The sequence below is a fragment of the Kitasatospora sp. NPDC029367 genome, assembly GCF_055569135.1.
The window spans coordinates 1-19,718 of record NZ_JBVHYH010000021.1 but is presented as its reverse complement, the minus strand read 5'-3'; the positions used below and the strand labels follow the sequence as shown (position 1 = coordinate 19,718).

18 protein-coding genes are annotated in these 19,718 nt (G+C 71.6%); 15 read left to right on the top strand and 3 right to left on the bottom strand.

What is annotated here, in order from left to right; translation table 11 throughout:
* The first annotated feature begins 11 nt into the window (after positions 1-11).
* The 9 genes from ACZ4W5_RS14160 to ACZ4W5_RS14120 all read left to right on the top strand — a co-directional run bounded on the left by ACZ4W5_RS14160 (position 12) and on the right by ACZ4W5_RS14120 (position 7,898).
* A complete protein-coding gene (locus tag ACZ4W5_RS14160; protein WP_465654540.1) occupies positions 12-1,352 on the top strand; it encodes an L-fuconate dehydratase in 1,341 nt (446 codons plus the stop codon).
* The gene (locus ACZ4W5_RS14155) at positions 1,349-2,110 is read left to right on the top strand and encodes an SDR family NAD(P)-dependent oxidoreductase (RefSeq protein ID WP_360230614.1); all 762 of its coding nucleotides are present in this window, start codon (positions 1,349-1,351) and stop codon (positions 2,108-2,110) included. Before ACZ4W5_RS14160 ends, ACZ4W5_RS14155 begins: the two co-directional genes overlap by 4 nt.
* On the top strand, positions 2,107-3,096 hold the full coding sequence (locus tag ACZ4W5_RS14150) for an aldo/keto reductase (RefSeq protein WP_465654539.1): 990 nt from the start codon (positions 2,107-2,109) through the stop codon (positions 3,094-3,096). Before ACZ4W5_RS14155 ends, ACZ4W5_RS14150 begins: the two co-directional genes overlap by 4 nt.
* Entirely contained in the window at positions 3,096-3,836 is a 741-nt protein-coding gene (locus tag ACZ4W5_RS14145) for a (Fe-S)-binding protein (RefSeq protein WP_465654537.1), read from the top strand. The genes ACZ4W5_RS14150 and ACZ4W5_RS14145 overlap by 1 nt, the downstream gene beginning before the upstream one ends.
* A complete protein-coding gene (locus ACZ4W5_RS14140) occupies positions 3,833-5,314 on the top strand; it encodes a LutB/LldF family L-lactate oxidation iron-sulfur protein (protein ID WP_465654536.1) in 1,482 nt (493 codons plus the stop codon). Before ACZ4W5_RS14145 ends, ACZ4W5_RS14140 begins: the two co-directional genes overlap by 4 nt.
* On the top strand, positions 5,311-5,970 hold the full coding sequence (locus tag ACZ4W5_RS14135; RefSeq protein WP_465654534.1) for a LutC/YkgG family protein: 660 nt from the start codon (positions 5,311-5,313) through the stop codon (positions 5,968-5,970). Before ACZ4W5_RS14140 ends, ACZ4W5_RS14135 begins: the two co-directional genes overlap by 4 nt.
* Positions 5,967-6,278, top strand: coding sequence for an L-rhamnose mutarotase (locus tag ACZ4W5_RS14130; protein WP_360230604.1), 312 nt, complete (start codon positions 5,967-5,969; stop codon positions 6,276-6,278). The genes ACZ4W5_RS14135 and ACZ4W5_RS14130 overlap by 4 nt, the downstream gene beginning before the upstream one ends.
* Positions 6,275-7,126, top strand: a complete 852-nt coding sequence (locus tag ACZ4W5_RS14125) for an amidohydrolase family protein (RefSeq protein WP_465654532.1) — start codon at positions 6,275-6,277, stop codon at positions 7,124-7,126. The genes ACZ4W5_RS14130 and ACZ4W5_RS14125 overlap by 4 nt, the downstream gene beginning before the upstream one ends.
* A gap of 76 nt (positions 7,127-7,202) precedes the next feature.
* The gene (locus ACZ4W5_RS14120; protein ID WP_360230600.1) at positions 7,203-7,898 is read left to right on the top strand and encodes a FadR/GntR family transcriptional regulator; all 696 of its coding nucleotides are present in this window, start codon (positions 7,203-7,205) and stop codon (positions 7,896-7,898) included.
* A 57-nt stretch (positions 7,899-7,955) separates the two neighbouring features.
* Here ACZ4W5_RS14120 and ACZ4W5_RS14115 read toward each other — a convergent pair whose 3' ends face one another.
* Together ACZ4W5_RS14115 and ACZ4W5_RS14110 are read right to left on the bottom strand one after the other, a co-directional pair.
* Complete coding sequence (locus tag ACZ4W5_RS14115) at positions 7,956-8,237, bottom strand: hypothetical protein (protein ID WP_465654531.1); 282 nt, start codon at positions 8,235-8,237, stop codon at positions 7,956-7,958.
* Positions 8,238-8,264: 27 nt separating this feature from the next.
* A complete protein-coding gene (locus ACZ4W5_RS14110; protein WP_465654529.1) occupies positions 8,265-9,050 on the bottom strand; it encodes a PDZ domain-containing protein in 786 nt (261 codons plus the stop codon).
* A gap of 250 nt (positions 9,051-9,300) precedes the next feature.
* On the opposite strand from ACZ4W5_RS14110, the gene ACZ4W5_RS14105 reads away from it, so the two are divergent.
* The 5 genes from ACZ4W5_RS14105 (at position 9,301) to ACZ4W5_RS14085 (ending at position 17,416) form a co-directional block, all read left to right on the top strand.
* Complete coding sequence (locus ACZ4W5_RS14105) at positions 9,301-10,314, top strand: ROK family protein (protein ID WP_465654528.1); 1,014 nt, start codon at positions 9,301-9,303, stop codon at positions 10,312-10,314.
* A gap of 241 nt (positions 10,315-10,555) precedes the next feature.
* The gene (locus ACZ4W5_RS14100) at positions 10,556-13,282 is read left to right on the top strand and encodes a glycoside hydrolase family 2 protein (RefSeq protein WP_465654526.1); all 2,727 of its coding nucleotides are present in this window, start codon (positions 10,556-10,558) and stop codon (positions 13,280-13,282) included.
* 295 nt (positions 13,283-13,577) lie between these two features.
* Complete coding sequence (locus ACZ4W5_RS14095; protein ID WP_360230580.1) at positions 13,578-13,985, top strand: hypothetical protein; 408 nt, start codon at positions 13,578-13,580, stop codon at positions 13,983-13,985.
* 302 nt (positions 13,986-14,287) lie between these two features.
* The gene (locus tag ACZ4W5_RS14090; protein WP_402477033.1) at positions 14,288-15,457 is read left to right on the top strand and encodes an ROK family transcriptional regulator; all 1,170 of its coding nucleotides are present in this window, start codon (positions 14,288-14,290) and stop codon (positions 15,455-15,457) included.
* Between the two features lie 486 nt (positions 15,458-15,943).
* Entirely contained in the window at positions 15,944-17,416 is a 1,473-nt protein-coding gene (locus ACZ4W5_RS14085; RefSeq protein ID WP_465654525.1) for an APC family permease, read from the top strand.
* A 167-nt stretch (positions 17,417-17,583) separates the two neighbouring features.
* Here ACZ4W5_RS14085 and ACZ4W5_RS14080 read toward each other — a convergent pair whose 3' ends face one another.
* Positions 17,584-18,150, bottom strand: a complete 567-nt coding sequence (locus tag ACZ4W5_RS14080; RefSeq protein ID WP_465654524.1) for a hypothetical protein — start codon at positions 18,148-18,150, stop codon at positions 17,584-17,586.
* Between the two features lie 226 nt (positions 18,151-18,376).
* On the opposite strand from ACZ4W5_RS14080, the gene ACZ4W5_RS14075 reads away from it, so the two are divergent.
* The gene (locus tag ACZ4W5_RS14075) at positions 18,377-19,564 is read left to right on the top strand and encodes an acyltransferase family protein (protein ID WP_465654522.1); all 1,188 of its coding nucleotides are present in this window, start codon (positions 18,377-18,379) and stop codon (positions 19,562-19,564) included.
* The last annotated feature ends 154 nt before the right edge of the window (positions 19,565-19,718 follow it).

Below are 19,718 nucleotides of genomic sequence, written 5' to 3'. Positions count from 1 at the left end.
AAGGCACTTCGTTGTCCGCAACCGCCGCGCGGATCACCGCCGTCGACACCTACGACATCCGCTTCCCCACCTCCCGGGAGCTGGACGGGTCCGACGCCATGAATCCCGACCCCGACTACTCCGCCGCCTACGTCGTCCTGCGGACCTCCGCGGGCGGCCACCAGGGCCACGGCTTCACCTTCACCATCGGCCGCGGCAACGAGGTCCAGGTCGCCGCCATCGACGCGCTGCGCCCGCACATCCTCGGACGTCCGGTCGCCGAGCTGTGCGCCGACCCCGGCTCGCTCTCCCGCGACCTCGTCGGCGACAGCCAACTGCGCTGGCTGGGCCCCGAGAAGGGCGTGATGCACATGGCCATCGGGGCCGTCGTCAACGCCGTCTGGGACCTCGCGGCCAAGCGGGAGGGCAAGCCGCTCTGGCGGCTCCTCGCCGACGCCGACCCCGCCTGGCTGGTCTCCCAGGTCGACTTCCGCTACCTCACGGACGCGCTGACGCCCGACGAGGCCCTGGAACTGCTGACCAAGGGCAAGCAGGGGGCGGTCGGGCGGGCGGCCGAGCTGCTGCACCGCGGCTACCCCGCGTACACCACCTCCCCCGGCTGGCTGGGCTACTCCGACGAGAAGCTCACCCGCCTCGCCCAGCAGGCCGTCGCCGACGGTTTCACCCAGATCAAGCTGAAGGTCGGCGCCGACCTGGCGGACGACATCCGCCGCTGCCGCGCGGCCCGGGAGGCCGTGGGCCCGGACGTCCGGATGGCCATCGACGCCAACCAGCGCTGGAACGTCGCCGAGGCCATCGAGTGGACCAAGGCCCTCGCCGAGTTCGACCCCTACTGGATCGAGGAGCCCACCAGCCCCGACGACGTCCTCGGCCACGCCACCGTCCGGCGCGGCGTCCACCCGGTCAAGGTCGCCACCGGCGAGCACGTGCAGAACCGCATCGTCTTCAAGCAGTTGCTCCAGGCCGGCGCCATCGACGTCCTCCAGCTGGACTCGGCGCGGGTCGGCGGCGTCAACGAGAACCTCGCCATCCTGCTGCTCGCCGCCAAGTTCGGCGTCCCGGTCTGCCCGCACGCCGGCGGCGTGGGCCTGTGCGAACTCGTCCAGCACCTGTCCATGTTCGACTACGTGGCGCTCACCGGCACCACCGAGGACCGCGTCATCGAGTACGTCGACCACCTCCACCAGCACTTCCTCGACCCGGTGGTCATCACCGACGGCCACTACCGCGCGCCCACCGCGCCCGGCTTCTCCGCCGCGATGCGCCAGGCCGCCCTCGACACCTACCGCTACCCCGACGGCACCTTCTGGGCGGCCGACCTGGCCGGACCGGACACGGAGGAGGACGCATGACGACCGACCTCGACGGGCTCACCGCCCTGGTCACCGGGGGCGCCTCCGGCATCGGACTCGCCACCGCCCAACTGCTCAGCGAACTCGGCGCGGACGTCGCCGTCCTCGACCTCGACCCCGGCGGCGCCCGCGCCCCGCTGCACGGCTTCACCGCCGACGTCGCCGACGACCGCTCCGTACGCGAGGCCGTCCGGGCGGCGGCCGAGACGCTCGGCGGGATCGACATCCTGGTCAACAACGCCGGCATCGGCGCCGCCGGAACCGTCGAGGACAACCCGGACGAACAGTGGCACCGCGTCCTGGACGTCAACGTCCTCGGCATCGTCCGCACCACCCGCGCCGCCCTGCCCCACCTGCGCCGCTCCGCCCACGCCTCGGTGGTCAACACCTGTTCCATCGCCGCCACCGCCGGACTTCCGCAGCGCGCGCTCTACTCCGCCAGCAAGGGCGCCGTCCTGTCGCTCACCCTGGCCATGGCCGCCGACCACGTCCGCGAGGGCATCCGGGTCAACTGCGTCAACCCCGGCACCGTCGACACCCCCTGGGTCGGCCGACTGCTCGACGCGGCCGCCGACCCGGCCGCCGAACGCGCCGCCCTGAACGCCCGCCAGCCCACCGGACGGCTGGTCACCGCCGAGGAGGTCGCCGCCGCCATCGCCTACCTCGCCTCCCCGGCCGCCGCCAGCGTCACCGGCACCGCCCTCGCGGTCGACGGCGGCATGGCCGGTCTGCGCCTGCGACCGGAGCCCCCCGCGTGAACCTCCACCCGCTCGGCCGCACGGCCGTCCGAGTCGGCCGGCTCGCCTTCGGTGCCGCCGGGATCGGCAACCTGTTCACACCGGTGGGCGACGAGCAGGCCGCCGAGGCCGTGGCCGCCGCCTGGGCCAGCGGCGTCCGGTACTTCGACACCGCCCCGCACTACGGCCTCGGTCTCTCCGAACGACGCCTGGGCGACGCGCTGCGCGGCCTCCCCCGGCACGAGTACGTGCTGTCCACCAAGGTCGGCCGCCTGCTGGACCCGATTCCCACGGCCGGCGACGACCTCGCCAACGGCTTCGCCGTCCCCGCCGACCACCGCCGCCGCTGGGACTTCACGGCCGAGGGCGTACGCCGCTCGATCGAGGACAGCCTGAACCGGCTCGGCCTCGACCGGATCGACATCGCCTACCTGCACGACCCCGACGACCACGCCGAACAGGCGCTTGACCAGGCCTACCCGGAACTCGAACGCCTGCGCGCCGAAGGCGTGCTCGGCGCGATCGGCATCGGCATGAACCGGACCGAACTGCCGGCCCGCTTCGTCCGCGAGACCGACCTCGACGTGGTCCTGCTGGCCGGCCGGTACAGCCTGCTCGACCAACGGGGACTCCTCGAACTCCTGCCGCTGGCCGAGGAACGGCAGGTCGCCGTGGTGGTCGGCGGCGTCTTCAACTCCGGCCTGCTCGCCGACCCGAAACCCGGCGCGACCTTCGACTACCGCGCCGCGTCCGCGGAACTCCTCGGTCGAGCCCTGCAGTTGAAGGAGGCGTGCGGGCGGCACGGGGTGCCGCTGCGAGCCGCCGCCCTGCGCTTCCCGTTCGGGCACCCGAGCGTCGCGAGCGTCCTGGTCGGCACCCGCAGCGCCGCCGAGGTCGAGGACGCCGCCACTATGCTCGACCACCCCGTCCCGGACGCGCTCTGGGCGGACCTCAAGGAACGGGGACTGCTCCCGGTCGACGTCCCGACACCCGAGAAGGAGGGCTGATGCGCGTCGCCCTGTTCGTCACCTGCGTCGCCGACACCATGTTCCCCGACACCGGCCGGGCCGTGCTGACCGTCCTGGAACGGCTCGGCCACACCGTGGAGTTCCCCCAGGAACAGACCTGCTGCGGACAGCTGCACTTCAACACCGGCTACCGCCCGGACGCCGTCCCGCTCGTCGCCCGCTTCGCGCGGACCTTCGCCGAGTACGACGCCGTGGTCACCCCGTCCGCCTCCTGCACCGGCATGATCCGGGACAACCACCCGCTGCTGGCCGAGCGCTACGGGCGCCCCGACCTGCGCCGAACGGTGGCCGAACTCGTGCCCCGGGTCCACGAGTTCACCGAGTTCCTGACCGACGTCCTGGGCGTCACGGACGTCGGCGCCCGCTTCCCGCACCGGGTCACCTACCACCCCACCTGCCACTCCCTGCGCGGACTGCGGCTCGGCGACCGCCCCCTGCGACTGCTGCGCGCGGTCCAGGACATCGACCTGGTCGACCTCCCGGCCGCCGACTCCTGCTGCGGCTTCGGCGGCACCTTCGCCGTCAAGAACGCCGAGACCTCCGGCGCCATGCTCGCCGACAAGGCCGCAGGCGTCCTGGAGACCGGCGCCGAGGTCCTGTGCGCGGCCGACAACTCCTGCCTGATGCACATCGGCGGCGGACTCTCCCGCCGAGGCAGTACGGTGCGCACCGTGCACCTGGCCGAGATCCTCGCCACCACCGAAGGGACCCTGCGATGAGCGACCCGCACCCTCGCAACCCCGCCGACCGCGGCGTCGTGTGGCTCGGCTCCCCCGCCTTCCCCGACGCGGCCCGCAGCGCGCTCAAGGACACCCAGCTGCGCGCCAACCTGAAACGGGCCACCGGCACCATCCGCGACAAGCGCCTCACCGTCGCCGCGGAGCTCGACGACTGGGAGGAGCTGCGGACGTCGGCCGCCGCGATCAAGACCCGCACCTCGCGCCATCTCGACCGGTACCTGGTGCAGTTGGAGCGGTCCGTCACCGCTGCGGGCGGCACCGTCCACTGGGCCGCCGACGCCGCCGAGGCCAACCGCATCGTCACCGCACTCGTCCGGGCCACCGGCGAGCGGGAGGTGGTGAAGGTCAAGTCCATGGCGACCCAGGAGATCAGGCTCAACGAACACCTCGCCGAAGCCGGGATCGCGGCGTACGAGACCGACCTCGCCGAGCTCATCGTCCAGCTCGGCGACGACCGCCCCTCGCACATCCTGGTCCCCGCGATCCACCGCAACCGCACCGAGATCCGCGACCTGTTCGTCGCCCGGATGGGCGACTGGGGCCGACCGGCTCCCGACGGGCTCGGTGACGACCCGCACGAGCTCGCCGAGGCGGCCCGCCGCCACCTGCGGGAGAAGTTCCTCAACGCCAAGGTCGCGGTCTCCGGCGCCAACTTCGCCGTCGCCGACACCGGCACGGTCGTCGTCGTCGAATCCGAGGGCAACGGCCGGATGTGCCTGACCCTCCCGCAGACCCTGATCACCGTGATGGGCATCGAGAAGGTCGTCCCCACCTGGTCCGACCTCGAGGTGTTCCTCCAACTGCTGCCCCGTTCCTCCACCGGCGAGCGGATGAACCCCTACACCTCCACCTGGACCGGTACCACCGACGGGGACGGCCCCTCCGAGTTCCACCTGGTGCTCCTCGACAACGGCCGGACCGACACCCTCGCCGACACCGTCGGCCGCCAGGCCCTCGCCTGCATCCGCTGCTCCGCCTGCCTCAACGTCTGCCCGGTCTTCGAGCGCACCGGCGGCCACGCCTACGGCTCCGTCTACCCCGGCCCGATCGGCGCCGTCCTCACCCCGCAACTGGTCGGCGTCGGGCAGGCGGCCTCCCTGCCGTTCGCCTCCACCCTGTGCGGGGCCTGCTACGACGCCTGCCCGGTCAAGATCGACATCCCTGAACTGCTGCTCCACCTACGGGCCGAGGCCGTCGAGGCCGAGCGGGCCGCGAAACGCCTGCCCACCGCCGAGGCGGTGGCGATGAAGGCCGCGGCCGCCGTACTCGACTCCCCGCGGTTGCTCTCCGCCGCCCAGCAGGCCGGGTCGCTCGGCGGCCGCGCCCTCGCCCGGGGCGGCCGCATCCGCCGCCTGCCCGGGCCGCTGCACGGCTGGTCCGACACCCGCGACACCCCGGCCCCGCCCGCCGAGTCCTTCCGTACCTGGTGGCGCAAGAACCGGGAAGGTGACCGATGAGCAGCCGCGACGCCATCCTCGGCCGCATCCGCGGCGCCCTCGCCGACGTACCGGCCGACGAGCTCCCGACCGACGTGCCCGTCCCGCGGAACTACCGCCTCAGCCACGTCGAGCCCGGTCAGGACACCGTCGCCCTCTTCGCCGAACGGGTCTCCGACTACCGCGCCACCGTCACCCGCACGGACCGGGCCGGGCTGCGCGACGCCATCGCCGTCGCCCTCACCCGGCGCGGCGCCCTGCGCCTGGCCCTGCCGGACGGCTTCCCCACCGAGTCGCTGCCGAGCGGCGGCTGGGAGTGGCACCGGGAACCGCTGGACGTCCCCGCCCTCGACGCGCTGGACGGCGCGATCACACTCGCCGCCGCCGGGATCGCCGTCACCGGCACGGTCGTCCTCGACACCGGCCCCGGCCAGGGCCGACGCGCCCTCAGCCTCGTCCCGGACTACCACCTGTGCGTCATCCGCGCCGAGCAGATCGCCGAGGACGTCCCCGACGCCCTCGCCCGCCTCGACCCCGCCCTCCCCCTGACGTTCATCTCGGGACCGTCCGCCACCAGCGACATCGAACTCGACCGGGTGGAGGGGGTCCACGGTCCCCGCACCCTGGACGTGATCATCGTCGACTCCGCCCACCCCGACCGTTCGGAGCAGCCATGAGGATCGCCCTGCACACCCGCGTCCGCGAGGACCGGATCGCGGAGTACGAGGCCGCCCACCGCGAGGTGCCGGCCGAGCTCACCACGGCCATCCGGGCAGCCGGTGCCACGTCCTGGAGCATCTGGCGCAGCGGCTGCGAGCTGTTCCACCTCGTCGAGTGCGAGGACTACCCCCGCCTGCTCGCCGCACTCGAACACCTCCCGGTCAACATCGCCTGGCAGGCGCGGATGGCCGAACTCCTCGACGTGGTCCACGACTACTCGGCGACCGGCGCCGAGGCCGGGCTCCCGGTGGTGTGGGAGCTGTGACGCCCGCACGGATCATCGACGCGCACCACCACGTCTGGGACCTGACGGTGCGACCGCAGCCCTGGATCACCGGCGAGGCCCTCGCTCCGCTCGCCCGCTCCTTCACCGCGGACGACCTCGCCGCCGAGGCCCGCGCCGCCGGGGTGGCCGGCACCGTCGTCGTCCAGACCGTCTGCGTCCCCGAGGAGACACCCGAGCTGCTCGCCCTCGCCGCCGGCAGCGGCCTGGTGGCCGGGGTCGTCGGCTGGACCGACCTCACCGCCCCGGACGTCGCCGATGCGCTCGCCGCGCTGCGTGCGCTCCCGGGCGGCGACCAGCTGGTCGGCATCCGTCACCAGGTCCAGGAGGAGCCCGATCCCCGCTGGCTGCTCCGACCGGACGTACGCCGGGGCCTGCTCGCCGTCGCCGCCGCCGGCCTCGCCTACGACCTGGTGCTCAGGCCGCACCAGCTGCCGGCCGCCGTACTCGCTGCCGCCGGCCTCACCGGTCTGACCTTCGTCCTCGACCATCTCGGCAAACCTCCGATCGCCACCGGCGCGGTCGCGCCCTGGGCCGCGGACCTGCGCCGCCTGGCCGCCCTCCCGAACACCGTCTGCAAGCTCTCCGGCCTGGTCACCGAGGCGGCCCCGGGGCGCTGGCGGACCGAGGACCTGAGGCCCTACGCCGACACCGCCCTGGACGCCTTCGGCCCGCAGCGGCTGCTCTTCGGCTCCGACTGGCCGGTGTGCACCCTGGAGGCCGGCTACCCGGAGGTCGTGCGGATCGCCGACCGCCTCACGGGCGAACTGTCCCCCGCCGAGCAGCAGGCGGTGTTCCACGACAACGCGGCCCGCGTCTACGGCCTCTGAGCAGCCACCGACCCGCCCCGTCGAACGGGGGCGGGTCTATTCTGGTGAGACATCGGACCACTTGAGGGGCGGAGCTGTGCCAGTCACCGACGAGGCGATCGAGAAGATCAAGGCCATGATCGTCAGCGGGGAGCTGAGCCCGGGCGCCAGGCTCCCGAAGGAGGCCGACCTCGCCGAGCGGCTCGGCCTCTCGCGCAACTCCCTGCGGGAGGCCGTCAAGGCGCTCTCGCTGATCAGGGTGCTCGACGTCCGCCAGGGCGACGGCACGTACGTCACGAGCCTGGCACCCGACCTGCTCCTGGACGCCCTGGGCTTCGTCGTCGACTTCCACCAGGACGACACGGTGCTGGAGTTCCTGGAGGTCCGCCGCATCCTGGAGCCGGCGGCCGCGGCCATGGCCGCGCGCGCGATGTCGGACGAGGACATCGCCGAGCTCGGCACCGTGCTGGCGAGCCTGAGCGACGACGCCTCGCTCGACGAGCTGATCGAGAACGACCTGGAGTTCCACCGCAGGCTCGCGGCCGGCTCCGGGAACGCGGTGCTCGGCTCCCTGCTCGACGGCATCTCCGGGCCGACCGCGCGGGCCCGGATCTGGCGCGGCCTGACGGAGGAGGGCGCCGTCGAACGCACCCGCCAGCAGCACCGGGCGATCCTCGACGCCATCGCCGCACGCCGACCCGACCTCGCCCAGGCCTGGACGACGGTCCACATCGGCGGGGTCGAGCAGTGGCTGCGCGGCACCCTGGGCGCGGCGGGCTCGGCCCTCGGCTGACCGGCGCGCCGGGTGCCCCTGTCGGTGGCACCGACGGGGGGCGAGGTGCCCGGCGGATCAGGGGATGACGGTGAACCCGTCGACGATCATGTAGCCGCCGCTCCTCATCACCCCGGTGATGGTGTGCGGGCCCGGGGTCAGGCCACCGACCGAGTAGACCGTCTGCTGGTACCTGCGGCTGCCGCTGTAGGCATCGACGCTCTTCCGGAAGACCCCGTCGATCGAGATGTCGATCCGGCCCTCGTCGGTGTTGGTCTCGCTGATGAGCTCGACACCGGTGCCGTTGAAGGTGTAGCTGAACGAGTCACCGGTTCTGGTGGTGGCCCAGAGGTCGTCCACCAGGGGTTTCGCCCCGCCGATGGCCGCCTAGTGCCAGCTCCAGCCGCTGCCGGAGTAGGTCACCCCGGCGGTGTCGTTGTAGGTCTGGGCGGTGAGCGGCTTGGTGACCGTCACGGCGGTTCCGCCCCGCTGGTTGCGCCACACGTCGAGGGCGGCCGTGCTTCCGGGGGCGATGCTGTTGTAGACGGTCCAGAAGCTGTTGCGGTCGGTGACCGCAGTGCCGTTGATCCCGCGGATCACGTCGTTGCCCCGCAGGCCCTGGAGGCGGGCGGGCGAGTCGGTGGGCACGGCGGTCAGCAGGAAGCCGTTCTGGTCCGGGAGGCCGGTGGCGGACTGGTCCGCGCTGCCCGCGATGTCCTTGGCCGTGGCGCCCAGGAAGAGCTCCTTCTGGTCCTTGACGGTCGGTACGACGGGCGCAGCGGGCCAGGTGACGGCGGGCGGGGTGGCCTCGCCGGCGTTGCCGGTACCGAACCGGTCCATCGGGAAGTCGGTGAAGCCGAGCGCCCGGGCCGGGGAGCCCGCGGCGACGGTGTAGTCCTTCATGGCGGGGTCGGTCCAGGGCGAGTCGTGGGTGAACAGCGGGTCGGCGGTGGCGGAGTGGGCGTCCATGCCGTTGGCCGCCCACGTCCCGTCGAGACCGGTGACGGCCCCGCCGTTGTTCCAGAACAGGTTGTGGTCGACGGTGTACTTCGCGGTGCCGCAGCCGATCACCGCCACCCGCTCCCCCGCCAGCGGCAGGTCGGCGGTGTTCGCCTCCAGTGCCGTGCGCCAGCGCTCGGGCTGGCTGGCGATCTCCTGCTGGACATGACTCATGACGGCCTCCATGGGCGGTCGAGGAGGGTTGCTCATACTTGCGCATTTCCCAATGCATCAGAGCAGATATGAGCATCATCATGCAGGCATCACTCGGCTCCGCGCCAGGCCTTGACCCGAGGGAATAAAGGAATTTAACTTATTGAGCCCGAGCCGAACCCTCGGTGCCCCCTCCTGCCCCCGGACAGCGGGTTCGGTCGGCCTGCCAGCCCGCAGCCGACCCGGAGCCCCGCACGAGAGAACCCCTCGGATGCTGACAGAGACGCCGTTGCACCCCCACACCCACCACCGCCCGGCACCCGGGACGGCCGACGCCCGACCGGCCCACACAGTCATCGGCGTCGACTTCGGTGGCACCAAGACCGAACTCGCCCTCGCCGACCAGCACGGGACGATCCTCGTCCGCAAGCGGCTGGCGACACTCGCCGAGCGAGGACCCGACCAGGCCCTCGTGCGCGCCGCCGAGGCCGTCCGGCAACTGGCCCTCGAATCCGAGACCCGCTTCGACGCACCGGTCACCGCCCACGCCGCCGTCGCACCGGGCATCATCCAGTCCCACCGCATCCTGCTCACCCCCAACCTGCCCGGCTGGGAGGAGCTCGCCCTGTCCGCGCGCCTCGCCGAGGAGTTCGGTGTCCCGACCGTCCCCGTCGCCAACGACGTCCGGGCCGGCGCACTCGCCGAGCTTCGCCTCGGCGAACTGCGCCACGTCGACCCCGGCCTCTACATCAACCTCGGCACCGGCCTCGCCGCCGCGCTCGCCGTCGGCGGACGCATCGTGTACGGCGCCAACCAGGCGGCCGGCGAGATCGCCTACGTCAACCCCGGCGACGCACCGCTGAACGCCGTCGCCACCGGCCGCGCCCCGCTCGAAGAACTCCTCGGCGGCAGGCAACTGGCCGAACGCGCCAAGGAACTCCTCGGCGAGGCCGCCACCGGCGGCGACCTCTTCCGCAGCACCGACCCCGCCGCGCGGGCGCTGGCCCACCGGACACTCACCGTCCTCGCGACGGCGCTCGCCAACATGGCCGCCCTCGTCGACCCCGCCCGCATCGTCCTCGGCGGCGGAATGATGTCCGCCGCCGCCGAGATCCTCCCCGCACTCGAGCGCCTGCTGGCCGACGCCCTGCCCTTCCCCACCGAGCTCAAGGTCGCCCGGTTCCGCCGGGACGCCTCCCTGCACGGCGCGATCGTCCTCGCCCTGGACGACCTGCGCGCACGGGGCGCCCACCCCGGCCTCGCCGACGACCCCGACGCGTCCTGAGGCCCGACGCGTCCTGAGGCCCGACACGTCCTGAGGCCCGGCGTCCCCCACGACGCCTCCCCGGGGCGGGTCGGACCCGCCCCACCAGCCCGGTCGACCCCCCTCGACCGGCCACCGACACCCGGACCGGGTCCGGAGCACCGGTCACCATCCGTACGACCGCACCGGTGCCGCCATCCGACCCGTCAGTCCGGTTGGAGCCGCGAAGTCTGCCCCCCACCTGACATCCCAGGAGGTTCCAATGTCCTTGACCAGTGCACTCACGCGACGCGGCAGTGCCGTGCTCGTCGCGGGGATCATGGTCGCCGCGGCGGCCGTGGGAGGGCCGCCCCTGCACGCGAGGGCGGCCACCCCGGCCGTGCCCGTGGTCGCCGCCACCACCGTCACCGACGCGCCCGGCTCGGCCACCGCCCTCAAGGGCTTCGCCATCGAGTCCTCGGCCGACGTGCCGGACAGCGGTGAGGCCATCTCCCGCCCCGGCTACCAGCCGGCCGGCTGGCACGCGGCCGGCTCCCGCTCCACGGTGTTCGCCGCACTCGTGGCGGACCACACCTTCAAGGACCCGTTCTACTCCGAGAACATGAAGGAGGTGGTGGAGGACCACGGGCAGGAGTTCAAGGTGCCCTGGTGGTACCGCTCCGAGTTCACCGTCAACGACACCTCCGCCCGGACCTACCTGAACGTCACCGGTGTCGTCTCCGCCGCCGACGTGTACGTCAACGGCACCCTGGTCGCCACCGCCGACCAGATCGCGGGCATGTACACCGCGCACGAGCTGGACATCACGGACCAGGTCCGCCAGGGGCCCAATGCCGTCGCCTTCCTGATCCGGCAAAACGACCCCAAGAAGGACTTCACCTCCGGCTGGATCGACTGGAACCCCGCCCCGCCGGACAACAACATGGGTCTGGTCTACGACATCAGCGTCCGGCGCGCCGGCGCGGTGTCCCTGACCGACACCCATGTGATCACCTCGGTGGACGTGCCCTCCCTCAGTTCCGCCCGGGTCACCGTCAAGGCCACGGCGCGCAACGACACCGACCGCACCGTCACCTCCACCGTCACCGGCAGCATCGGCGACCTGACGTTCGCCAAGGACGTCACGCTCGCCCCCCACGCCTCCAAGCTGGTCGTGTTCACTCCTGACGACACCTCGCAGCTCAAGATCGACAACCCGCGGATCTGGTGGCCGGCCGGCATGGGCGACCAGGCACTGTACGACCTCCAGCTGACGGCGAGGACCGACGGCGCCGTCACGGACACGGCACACAGGAGCTTCGGCATCCGGGACGTCCAGGCCCCCCTGAACCAGGACGGGGCGCGCTCGTACATCATCAACGGCCACCCCCTCCTGATCAGGGGTGCCAACGACTCGACCGACCTGCTCTGGCGCTGGAACGCGCAGGAGGTCTCCGACCGGTTCGCCTACGCCCGCAACCTGGGCATCAACGCGATCCGGCTGGAAGGGCACCTGGAACCGGACGAGTACTACGAGATGGCCGACAAGGCGGGCATGCTCCTGCTGCCGGGCTGGGAGTGCTGCAACAAGTGGCAGGACCAGGACTCCGGCCCGTACACCGCACACGAGCACAAGATCAACCGCGCCTCGATGGCCGCCGTGGCGGCCCGCCTGCGCAACAACCCCAGCGTGATCTCGTTCCTCATCGGCAGTGACAAGGCCCCGACGCCGGAGTCGGCGTCGGACTACAAGGAGGCCCTGAACGCGGCGGACTGGACGCTTCCGGTCCTCAGCGACATCAACCGGGAGAGCGTCCTCGACTACGAGAGCGGCATGAAGATGACCGGCCCCTACGAGTGGGTGCCGCCGGTGTACTGGTACCTCAAGAAGGACGGGGGTGCCGAGGGCTTCAACTCCGAGACGAGCGCCGGCGCGAGCATCCCCACCCTGGACACCCTCAAGCGGATGATGAAGGACGAGGAACTCACGGCCATGTGGACGAACCCCAAGGCGGTGCTGTACCACCGGTCTCCGGGCACGGCCTTCGAGACCCTGAAGGACTTCAACACGGCACTGTCCGCGCGCTACGGCACGCTCACCAGCCGCGAGGACTACGTCCGCAAGGCCCAACTCGCCCAGTACGAGGCGGTGCGGGCCCAGTTCGAGGCGTACGGCCGCAACTTCACCGACGAGAAGAACCCCTCCACCGGCCAGATCTACTTCCTGCTCAACTCCCCCTGGACGTCCCTCCACTGGCAGCTCTTCGACCGCTACTCCGACCAGGGCGGCGCGTACTTCGGGGCCAAGAAGGCCAACGAGGACGTCCACATCCAGTACTCCTACGACAACCGCTCCGTCGTCGTGGTCAACCGGCGCACCGACGCCGCCCCGGGACTCACCGCTCACGTCGACCTCTACAACATCGACGGCACCCAGCGGTTCCACCGGGACTCCGACGTGCCCACCGTCCCCGGCGACGGCGGCAAGGCCATCGCCCTCAAGGAAATCCCCAAGGACATCCCGAACCTGGACACCACCTACCTCGCCAAGCTGACCCTCACCGACTCCGACGGCAAGGAGGTCAGCCGCAACGTCTACTGGCTGTCCACCGAGCCGGACGTCGTCGGCGACTACAACTGGCCGAACAACCCCACCACGTCCTACGGGTCGCTGGACGGCCTGAACCAGCTGGCCAAGGACAAGGCCCAGGTCTCCGCCACGGCCACCAGCAAGAGCAAGGGCGACACCACCGAGGTCACCGTCACGCTCACCAACACCGGCACCGGCCAAACCCCCGCCCTGCTCACCGACGTCCACCTCGTCGACGGCCAGGACAAGCCCGTGCTGCCGGTGACCTGGTCCGACAACCAGGTCAGCCTCTGGCCCGGCGAATCCACCACCCTGACCGCCACCGTCCGCACCTCCGACCTCAACGGCGCCACCCCGAACCTGCGCGTCTCCGGCTGGAACATCCCCACCGGCAACGTCGTGGCCAAGCCCACCTCCTGACCGCGGCACCCGCTGACCCGCTGCCCCGCTCCACCGCTGTGACCGGCCCGGCTGCCCGGGCCGGTCACAGCGGCACGTACGGGCCCGGCCGAGCCGGGAGCATTTGCCGGGCGCCTTCACGAACTCTTGACGGACGCGCCCACGGGTGCACACTATGAGAAATCTCTTTTACGAAAACCTCCTTTACCAAGGCGCGCACCACCGTCACCACCGTCACCACCGTCGCCACCGCCGCCCCGCGAGGAGGCCATCGATCCACGGGCGGCACCGCGCCGGCCCGCCGTGAAGGACGCACATGTTCCTCAACTCACCGACACCTCGGACGGATCCACCGCCGGCCACGCTCCAACCCTGGCTCCCGGACGACCCGTACGGCCTGCGACTGGTCGCCCTCGGCGTCGACTTCGACGCCGTGAAGGTCCCCCAGCCGCTGGCCCACTCCGTGCGCACCGCCCTCGGACGGCACGAGACCAGCTACATCGAGGACCTCCTGGACGGCTCCCACCTGTGGCTCGTCGCCCCCGGCAGCTGCTCCTCGACCGGCTCCCGCCACCTGGTCCTCTCCACCGGCTGGCACATCGCCATTCCCGGTCCGCGCTGCACGGCGCGGCGCCGCTGGAACTGCCCGTGGCCGACCCTCACCTCCGCCCGCCTCCTCCAGGGCGCCATCGAGGCCGCGTCCGGCCCCACGAAGGGGCGTTGAGACGCCCACCCGAACCGACTTTGCGCCCCGTTGCCGCCCGCACCCCGCCACCCGGCCTCGCACGACTCACGCGGACCGTGACCCCACCGCCACGGTCCGTTCTCCATGTCGTGGGCAGGGATCCGAATGCCACGGGCAGGGCTCCTACCGGCCGTGCCGGGCCTGGCAGATCGGAGCACATCGGCCGGTCGGCGCCGGTCGCGACCGTATAGGCTCAGGTGACGCCCGAAACCCTCCGCACCCGAACGCCCGGCCGAAAGGAAGCGCCGACCACCGTGGAAGCCGCATGGAACCGCAGCGTCTTGCGAACCAACAACGAGCGGCTCCTCCTCGATCGGCTCCGCACCGACGGTGCCACCTCCCGGGCCGAGCTCGCCCGGATCACCGGGCTGTCCAAGCCGACCGTCTCCACCGCGCTGAGCCGCCTGCAGTCCGCGGGCCTGGTCCGCGAGCTGGGCAAGGTCGTCGTGCCCGGCCGCGGCCGCTCCCCGGTGCTCTACGAGGCCGATCCGAGCGCCGGGCACGGGCTGGGGGTGCACGTCGGCCGCCGGTGGGTCCGCGTGGCGCTGACCGACCTGGACGGCCGGATCCTGGCCCGTCATGACGAGCCGAACGACTCCGGCGACGCCCACGGCGCGGTGTCCAAGGTGATCGCCCTGGCCCGCAGGGTCACCGCCGAGGCGGACGTGCCCCCGGAGAGCGTCCTCCACACGGTCATCGGCGGGCCCGGCGCCGTCGACGAGCACGACGCGGTCCGGTACGCGGTGGGCCTCCCGGGCTGGGGAATGCCGGGCATCGTCAACCGCCTCCGGACGGAGCTGGGCACCGGCCTGACCCTGGTGAACGACGCCAACCTCGCGGCGCTCGGCGAGTACGCGGGCGGCGTCGGGCAGGGGCGGCGACTGTTCATGTACCTCCTGGTCGGCGCCGGCGTGGGCGGCGGCATCGTGGTCGACGGGAAGCTCTTCCCCGGCGCGCACGGCGCCGCCGGGGAACTCGGCTACCTGCCGTGCTGCAGCGCGACGGGAGAGGGCTCGGCCGGCGGGACCCGGCACGCCCTCCTGGAGGAGTCCGCCGCCGGCGGGGCCGTGGTCGCCATGGCCCACGCCAAGGGCCTGCTGGACGTCACCACCGCGAAGCAGGTGTTCGACGCAGCCCGGGCGGGCGACGAACTCGCCCGCAGCGTCGTCGCGGAGGAGGCGCAGCGCCTCGCCCACGGCATCGCCTCGGTCGCCGCGGTCATCGACCCGGAGCTCGTGGTCCTCGGCGGCGGCATCGGTAGCAGCGCGGACCTGCTGATCCCGCTGATCCGCGCGGCCCTGCCGCGCATCACACCGCTGCGGCTGAACCTGGCGGCCTCGGAGCTCGGCGACGGCGCCGTGCTGCACGGCGCGGTAGCCATGGGGGTGGAGATCACCCGGGAGCTGGTCTTCGAGAAGTGGCAGCGCGCCCAGGAACCGCTGGACGAGTAGCGGCGGCCCGCGTGCTGCCACGCGGTTCGAGGGTTCCGTCCGGGTCGGTCGGCGGAGTACGGTCGTTCGAAGGCCGACCACCTGGCGACGGCCGACCCCGCGGACCCGCACCAGGGTCCGCCGTACCCCGGTTCCGAGCGGACCGGCCGCCCGGCTCCGTGCAGTCCGGGCACAGTTGAACCGCGCGGGCGGTGGTGCCGCACGAGAACGCCGGGACACCACAACGCTGGCACACCACAACGCCGGCACACCACCGATCCGCCGAAGAGGCCCGTCACCGCGCGGTGGCACCGCACCCCTCCTGCCACCGACGCCGTTCGCGCCGCCGATCGCCGCGCCGGACCCGAGGGCTTCACCGCACGGCCCCTCGCCAGACCGGCGTCCCGAAGTGAACCCGATCCGTGACCTGCTCCGCTCTTGACCGCGATCCTGTTAAGGAATTTTACTTTTCCCACACCGCCACCTCTAGCCCCCAGGAGGCACCCTTTGACCACCCAGCAAGGCCCCGGTCTCATCAGAGGGGTCGGCCTGTTCCAAGCCACCGCCATCAACATGAGCCAGATGGTCGGCTGCGGTCCGTTCGTGACCATCCCCCTCATGGTCGCTGCCTTCGGTGGCCCCCAGGCCGTCATCGGCTGGATCGCCGGCGCACTCCTGGCCTTGGTCGACGGCCTCGTCTGGGCCGAACTGGGCGCCTCGCTCCCGGGTTCCGGCGGTACCTACGTCTATCTCCGCGAGGCGTTCCAGTACCGCACCGGGCGTCTGATGCCGTTCCTGTTCGTCTGGACGGCGATGCTCTTCATCCCGCTGATCATGTCGACCGGCGTCCAGGGGCTGGTCCAGTACCTCGGCTACCTGTGGCCCGACATGAGCACCGGTCAAGGGGACCTCGTCGGTGTCGGCGTCGTCGCGCTCGTGGTCCTCCTGCTGTGGCGCAAGGTCGAGAACATCGGCAAGGTCACGGTCGTCATGTGGATCGTGATGCTCGTCTCCGTGGCCGCCGTGATCCTCGCCTCCTTCACCCACTTCCACCCGTCGATGGCCTTCAGCTGGCCCGAGCACGCCATCGAGCTCGGCAGCGGCACCTTCTGGCTCGGATTCGCCTCGGGCCTGACCATCGGCATCTACGACTACCTCGGGTACAACACCGCCGCCTACATGGGCGCCGAGGTCAAGAACCCCGGCCGCGTGCTCCCCCGCTCCATCGTCTACTCCGTGCTCGGCGTCATGGTCATCTACCTGCTGCTGCAGATCGGCGTCCTCGGCGTCGTGCCCTGGAAGGACATGCTCGACCCCAACAGCCAAGCCTCCCAGTCGGTGGTCTCCCTCGTGCTCGAACAAACCCTGGGCAAGACCCCCGCCAACATCATCACCGTCCTCATCCTCGTCACCGCCTTCGCCTCGGTCTTCACCGGCCTGCTCGGCGGTTCCCGCGTCCCCTACGACGCCGCCCGCGACCGCCTCTTCTTCCGCTCCTTCGCCAAGCTCCACCCCAGGCACAACTTCCCCACCGCCGGCCTGCTCACCATGGGCGTCATCACCACCGCCGGCTACCTCCTGGCCCGCCACATCGGGACCTCCGCCGACCACCCGCCCCTGACCATCCTGATCACCCTGCTGACCACGGTCATGGTGATCATCCAGGCGCTCGCCCAGATCGCCGCCGTGACCGTGCTGCGGAAGCGGCAACCGAACCTGGCCCGCCCGTACAAGATGCTGCTCTACCCCCTGCCGAGCGTCATCGCCGGCATCGGCTGGCTGGCCATCTACGGATACGCCGACAAGGCCAACCCCGGTATCCACCCCATCGAGTGGTCCATCGGCTGGGTCGCCCTCGGCGGCGTCGTCTACCTGGTCTGGTCCCGCGTCGAGAAGGTGTGGCCCTTCGGCCCCAAGGAGATCCACGAGGAGTACCTGACCGAGCAGCAGGCCGCCGAACACGTGGCCGCCTCCTCCTGAACCACCCCTGACCTGCGGGCCCCGACCGGTCGCCCCTCCCCCGGGCACCGGCCGGGGCCCGCCCGCCGTTCAGGTACGACGGACGTCACGAAGCCGAGCTCCCAGCGGACTTGACGGCCCTCGACGGCCGTCGGCGGATCAGGATTCCGGGCACGCCTGACAGCGGCTCAACGGGGTGCGGACTCCGTCCGGTCACCGGGGTGGCGACAGGCCTCCGGGTCGGGTGCGGGCCCGGCCTCGCACACGTAGCCCTGGTCGTCCTCGTCATGGCTGAGGTAGCGGGCGCTGCACTCGTCGGAGCCGAGCCGGTCGCAGTAGGCGAGGGCCTCGAAACCGTCGGCGAACTCCCCCGGCGCACGGACGACCCAGGCGTCCGGAGGCAGGGAGGCCCAGGTGTCGCTGTCGACGAGCGAAGCGCCGGGCACTCGCTCCTGGAGCTCGGCGACCTGCTGGTCCCGTTCCTCCCGGTCCGTCGTACGGGGGATCTCGGCGAGCCCGACGATCCAGGTGCCGGACGGGCCGGCCGCCGGAGTCCCAGCGGCCTGCCCGCTCCGCTGCGAGAGCATCAGGGCGGTGGCCGCGGCGACCACGACGGCACCCACGACCACGTCGAGCACCACGGCGAGCCGGCGGCGCCGACGAGGGCTCGGCGCGGGTCCGGATTCCGCACGCGGCCGGGCGGCGCCGCTGGCGGACTCCGCGGACTCCGCAGGCGTCGGGGGCTCGGAGAGCACGGCGGTTTCCCTTCCACTCCGGTCGGATCGAATGTGCGGCTGCCGACGGGGATTCTTTCAGGACAATCCTGAGGTTTTGATGAGGTCGCCCGGGACCACGCATCGGCGAAATCCGTTACTTCGGCACGGGTGGAAACCATGTCTAGAGTGGTCCCCCTGGCAACGCCGACGACGAGGGCCTTCCCCACCCCACCACGTCTCCCACCGGATCGGAGAAGACCACCCCGTGACAGCAATTCGGGACCGCTACATCGATACGATTCGTGCACTGGCCATTGTGCGGGTGATCGTCTATCACGCATTGAATCTGGGCTGGCTCACGATCGTCTTTCCGTCGATGGGCATCATGTTCGCCCTCGCCGGCTCCCTGATGGCCGCGTCGATGGACAAGTCCGGGCTGGTGACGGTCGGCCGCCGTCTCCGCCGCCTGCTGCCGTCGTTCTGGGTACTCGGTGCGGTGGCCGTCTCGGTCATGCTGATCCACGGCTGGACGGTGGACGACCGGACGGCGGCGACCGACCCCAGAATGCTGTTCTGGATTGTTCCGCTGAATTCCCCACCGGCCAGCGACTGGGGCCAGGAATTCGTCGGAGTCCTGTGGTACATCAGCACCTACCTGTGGTTCGTACTGCTGTCGCCGGTGCTGCTTCCGCTGTTCCGCCGCCTCCCGGTGGTCATGCTCGCCCTGCCGTTCCTGCTGGTGTACCTGTTCAGTCTGAATTCGTACGGGATGAGCGACGAGATCACCGGGCCGATCACCGATCTCTGCAGCTACCTGGCCTGCTGGCTGCTCGGTTTCGCCCACCACGACGGCACCCTGCGCCGACTCAAATGGCGGTTGGTGGTGCCGGTCGCCCTGGCCGCATTCGTGGTCGGCGGCTGGCTGGCCTGGACCAATCGGGCGGATTCGAATTTCGATCTCACCGCGGATCCCATGGCCAACACCTACTGGTCGTTCGCCTTCGTGCTGCTGTTGCTGCGGTGGCAGCCGAAGATGTCCTCGCCGAGCCGGATTCCGGTGCTGGACCGGTTGGTCTCTCTGCTCAACGCCCGGGCGGTCACGATCTACCTCTGGCACAACCCCGGCATCTTCTTCACCGGCCTGCTGCTCGCCGAGGTCGGGCTGGACACCGCCCCGGTCAACGATGCCGTCCTGCTGCTGGGCACGCTCCTCTGGACCTTGGCGGCCGTGCTGCTGTTCGGCTGGATCGAGGACCTGGCGGCACGCCGACGGCCGAGGCTCCTCCCGGTCGGCGGCGGGACGCGCCGGGTCGCGGCCCCGGCCGCCGCCGAGGCCGGTGATCCGTCCGACCAAGGCGACCAAGGCGACCAAGGCGGCCAGGGCGGCCAAGGCGGCCAAGGCGGCCAAGGCCACGAACTCGACCAGCAAGGACGGCATTCCGCTCGGCGGTGACCGGTGCCGAGGGCTACCGGCCGGCTCCAGGGAGGACACGGCTGTGGGGGGGGGGGGGGGGGGGGGGGAGGAGGGGGGGGGGGGGGGGGCGGGGGGGGGGGGGTGGGGAGGCCACTAACAGCCACAACGGCGTCTCCGGGCTGATCTCGATCAG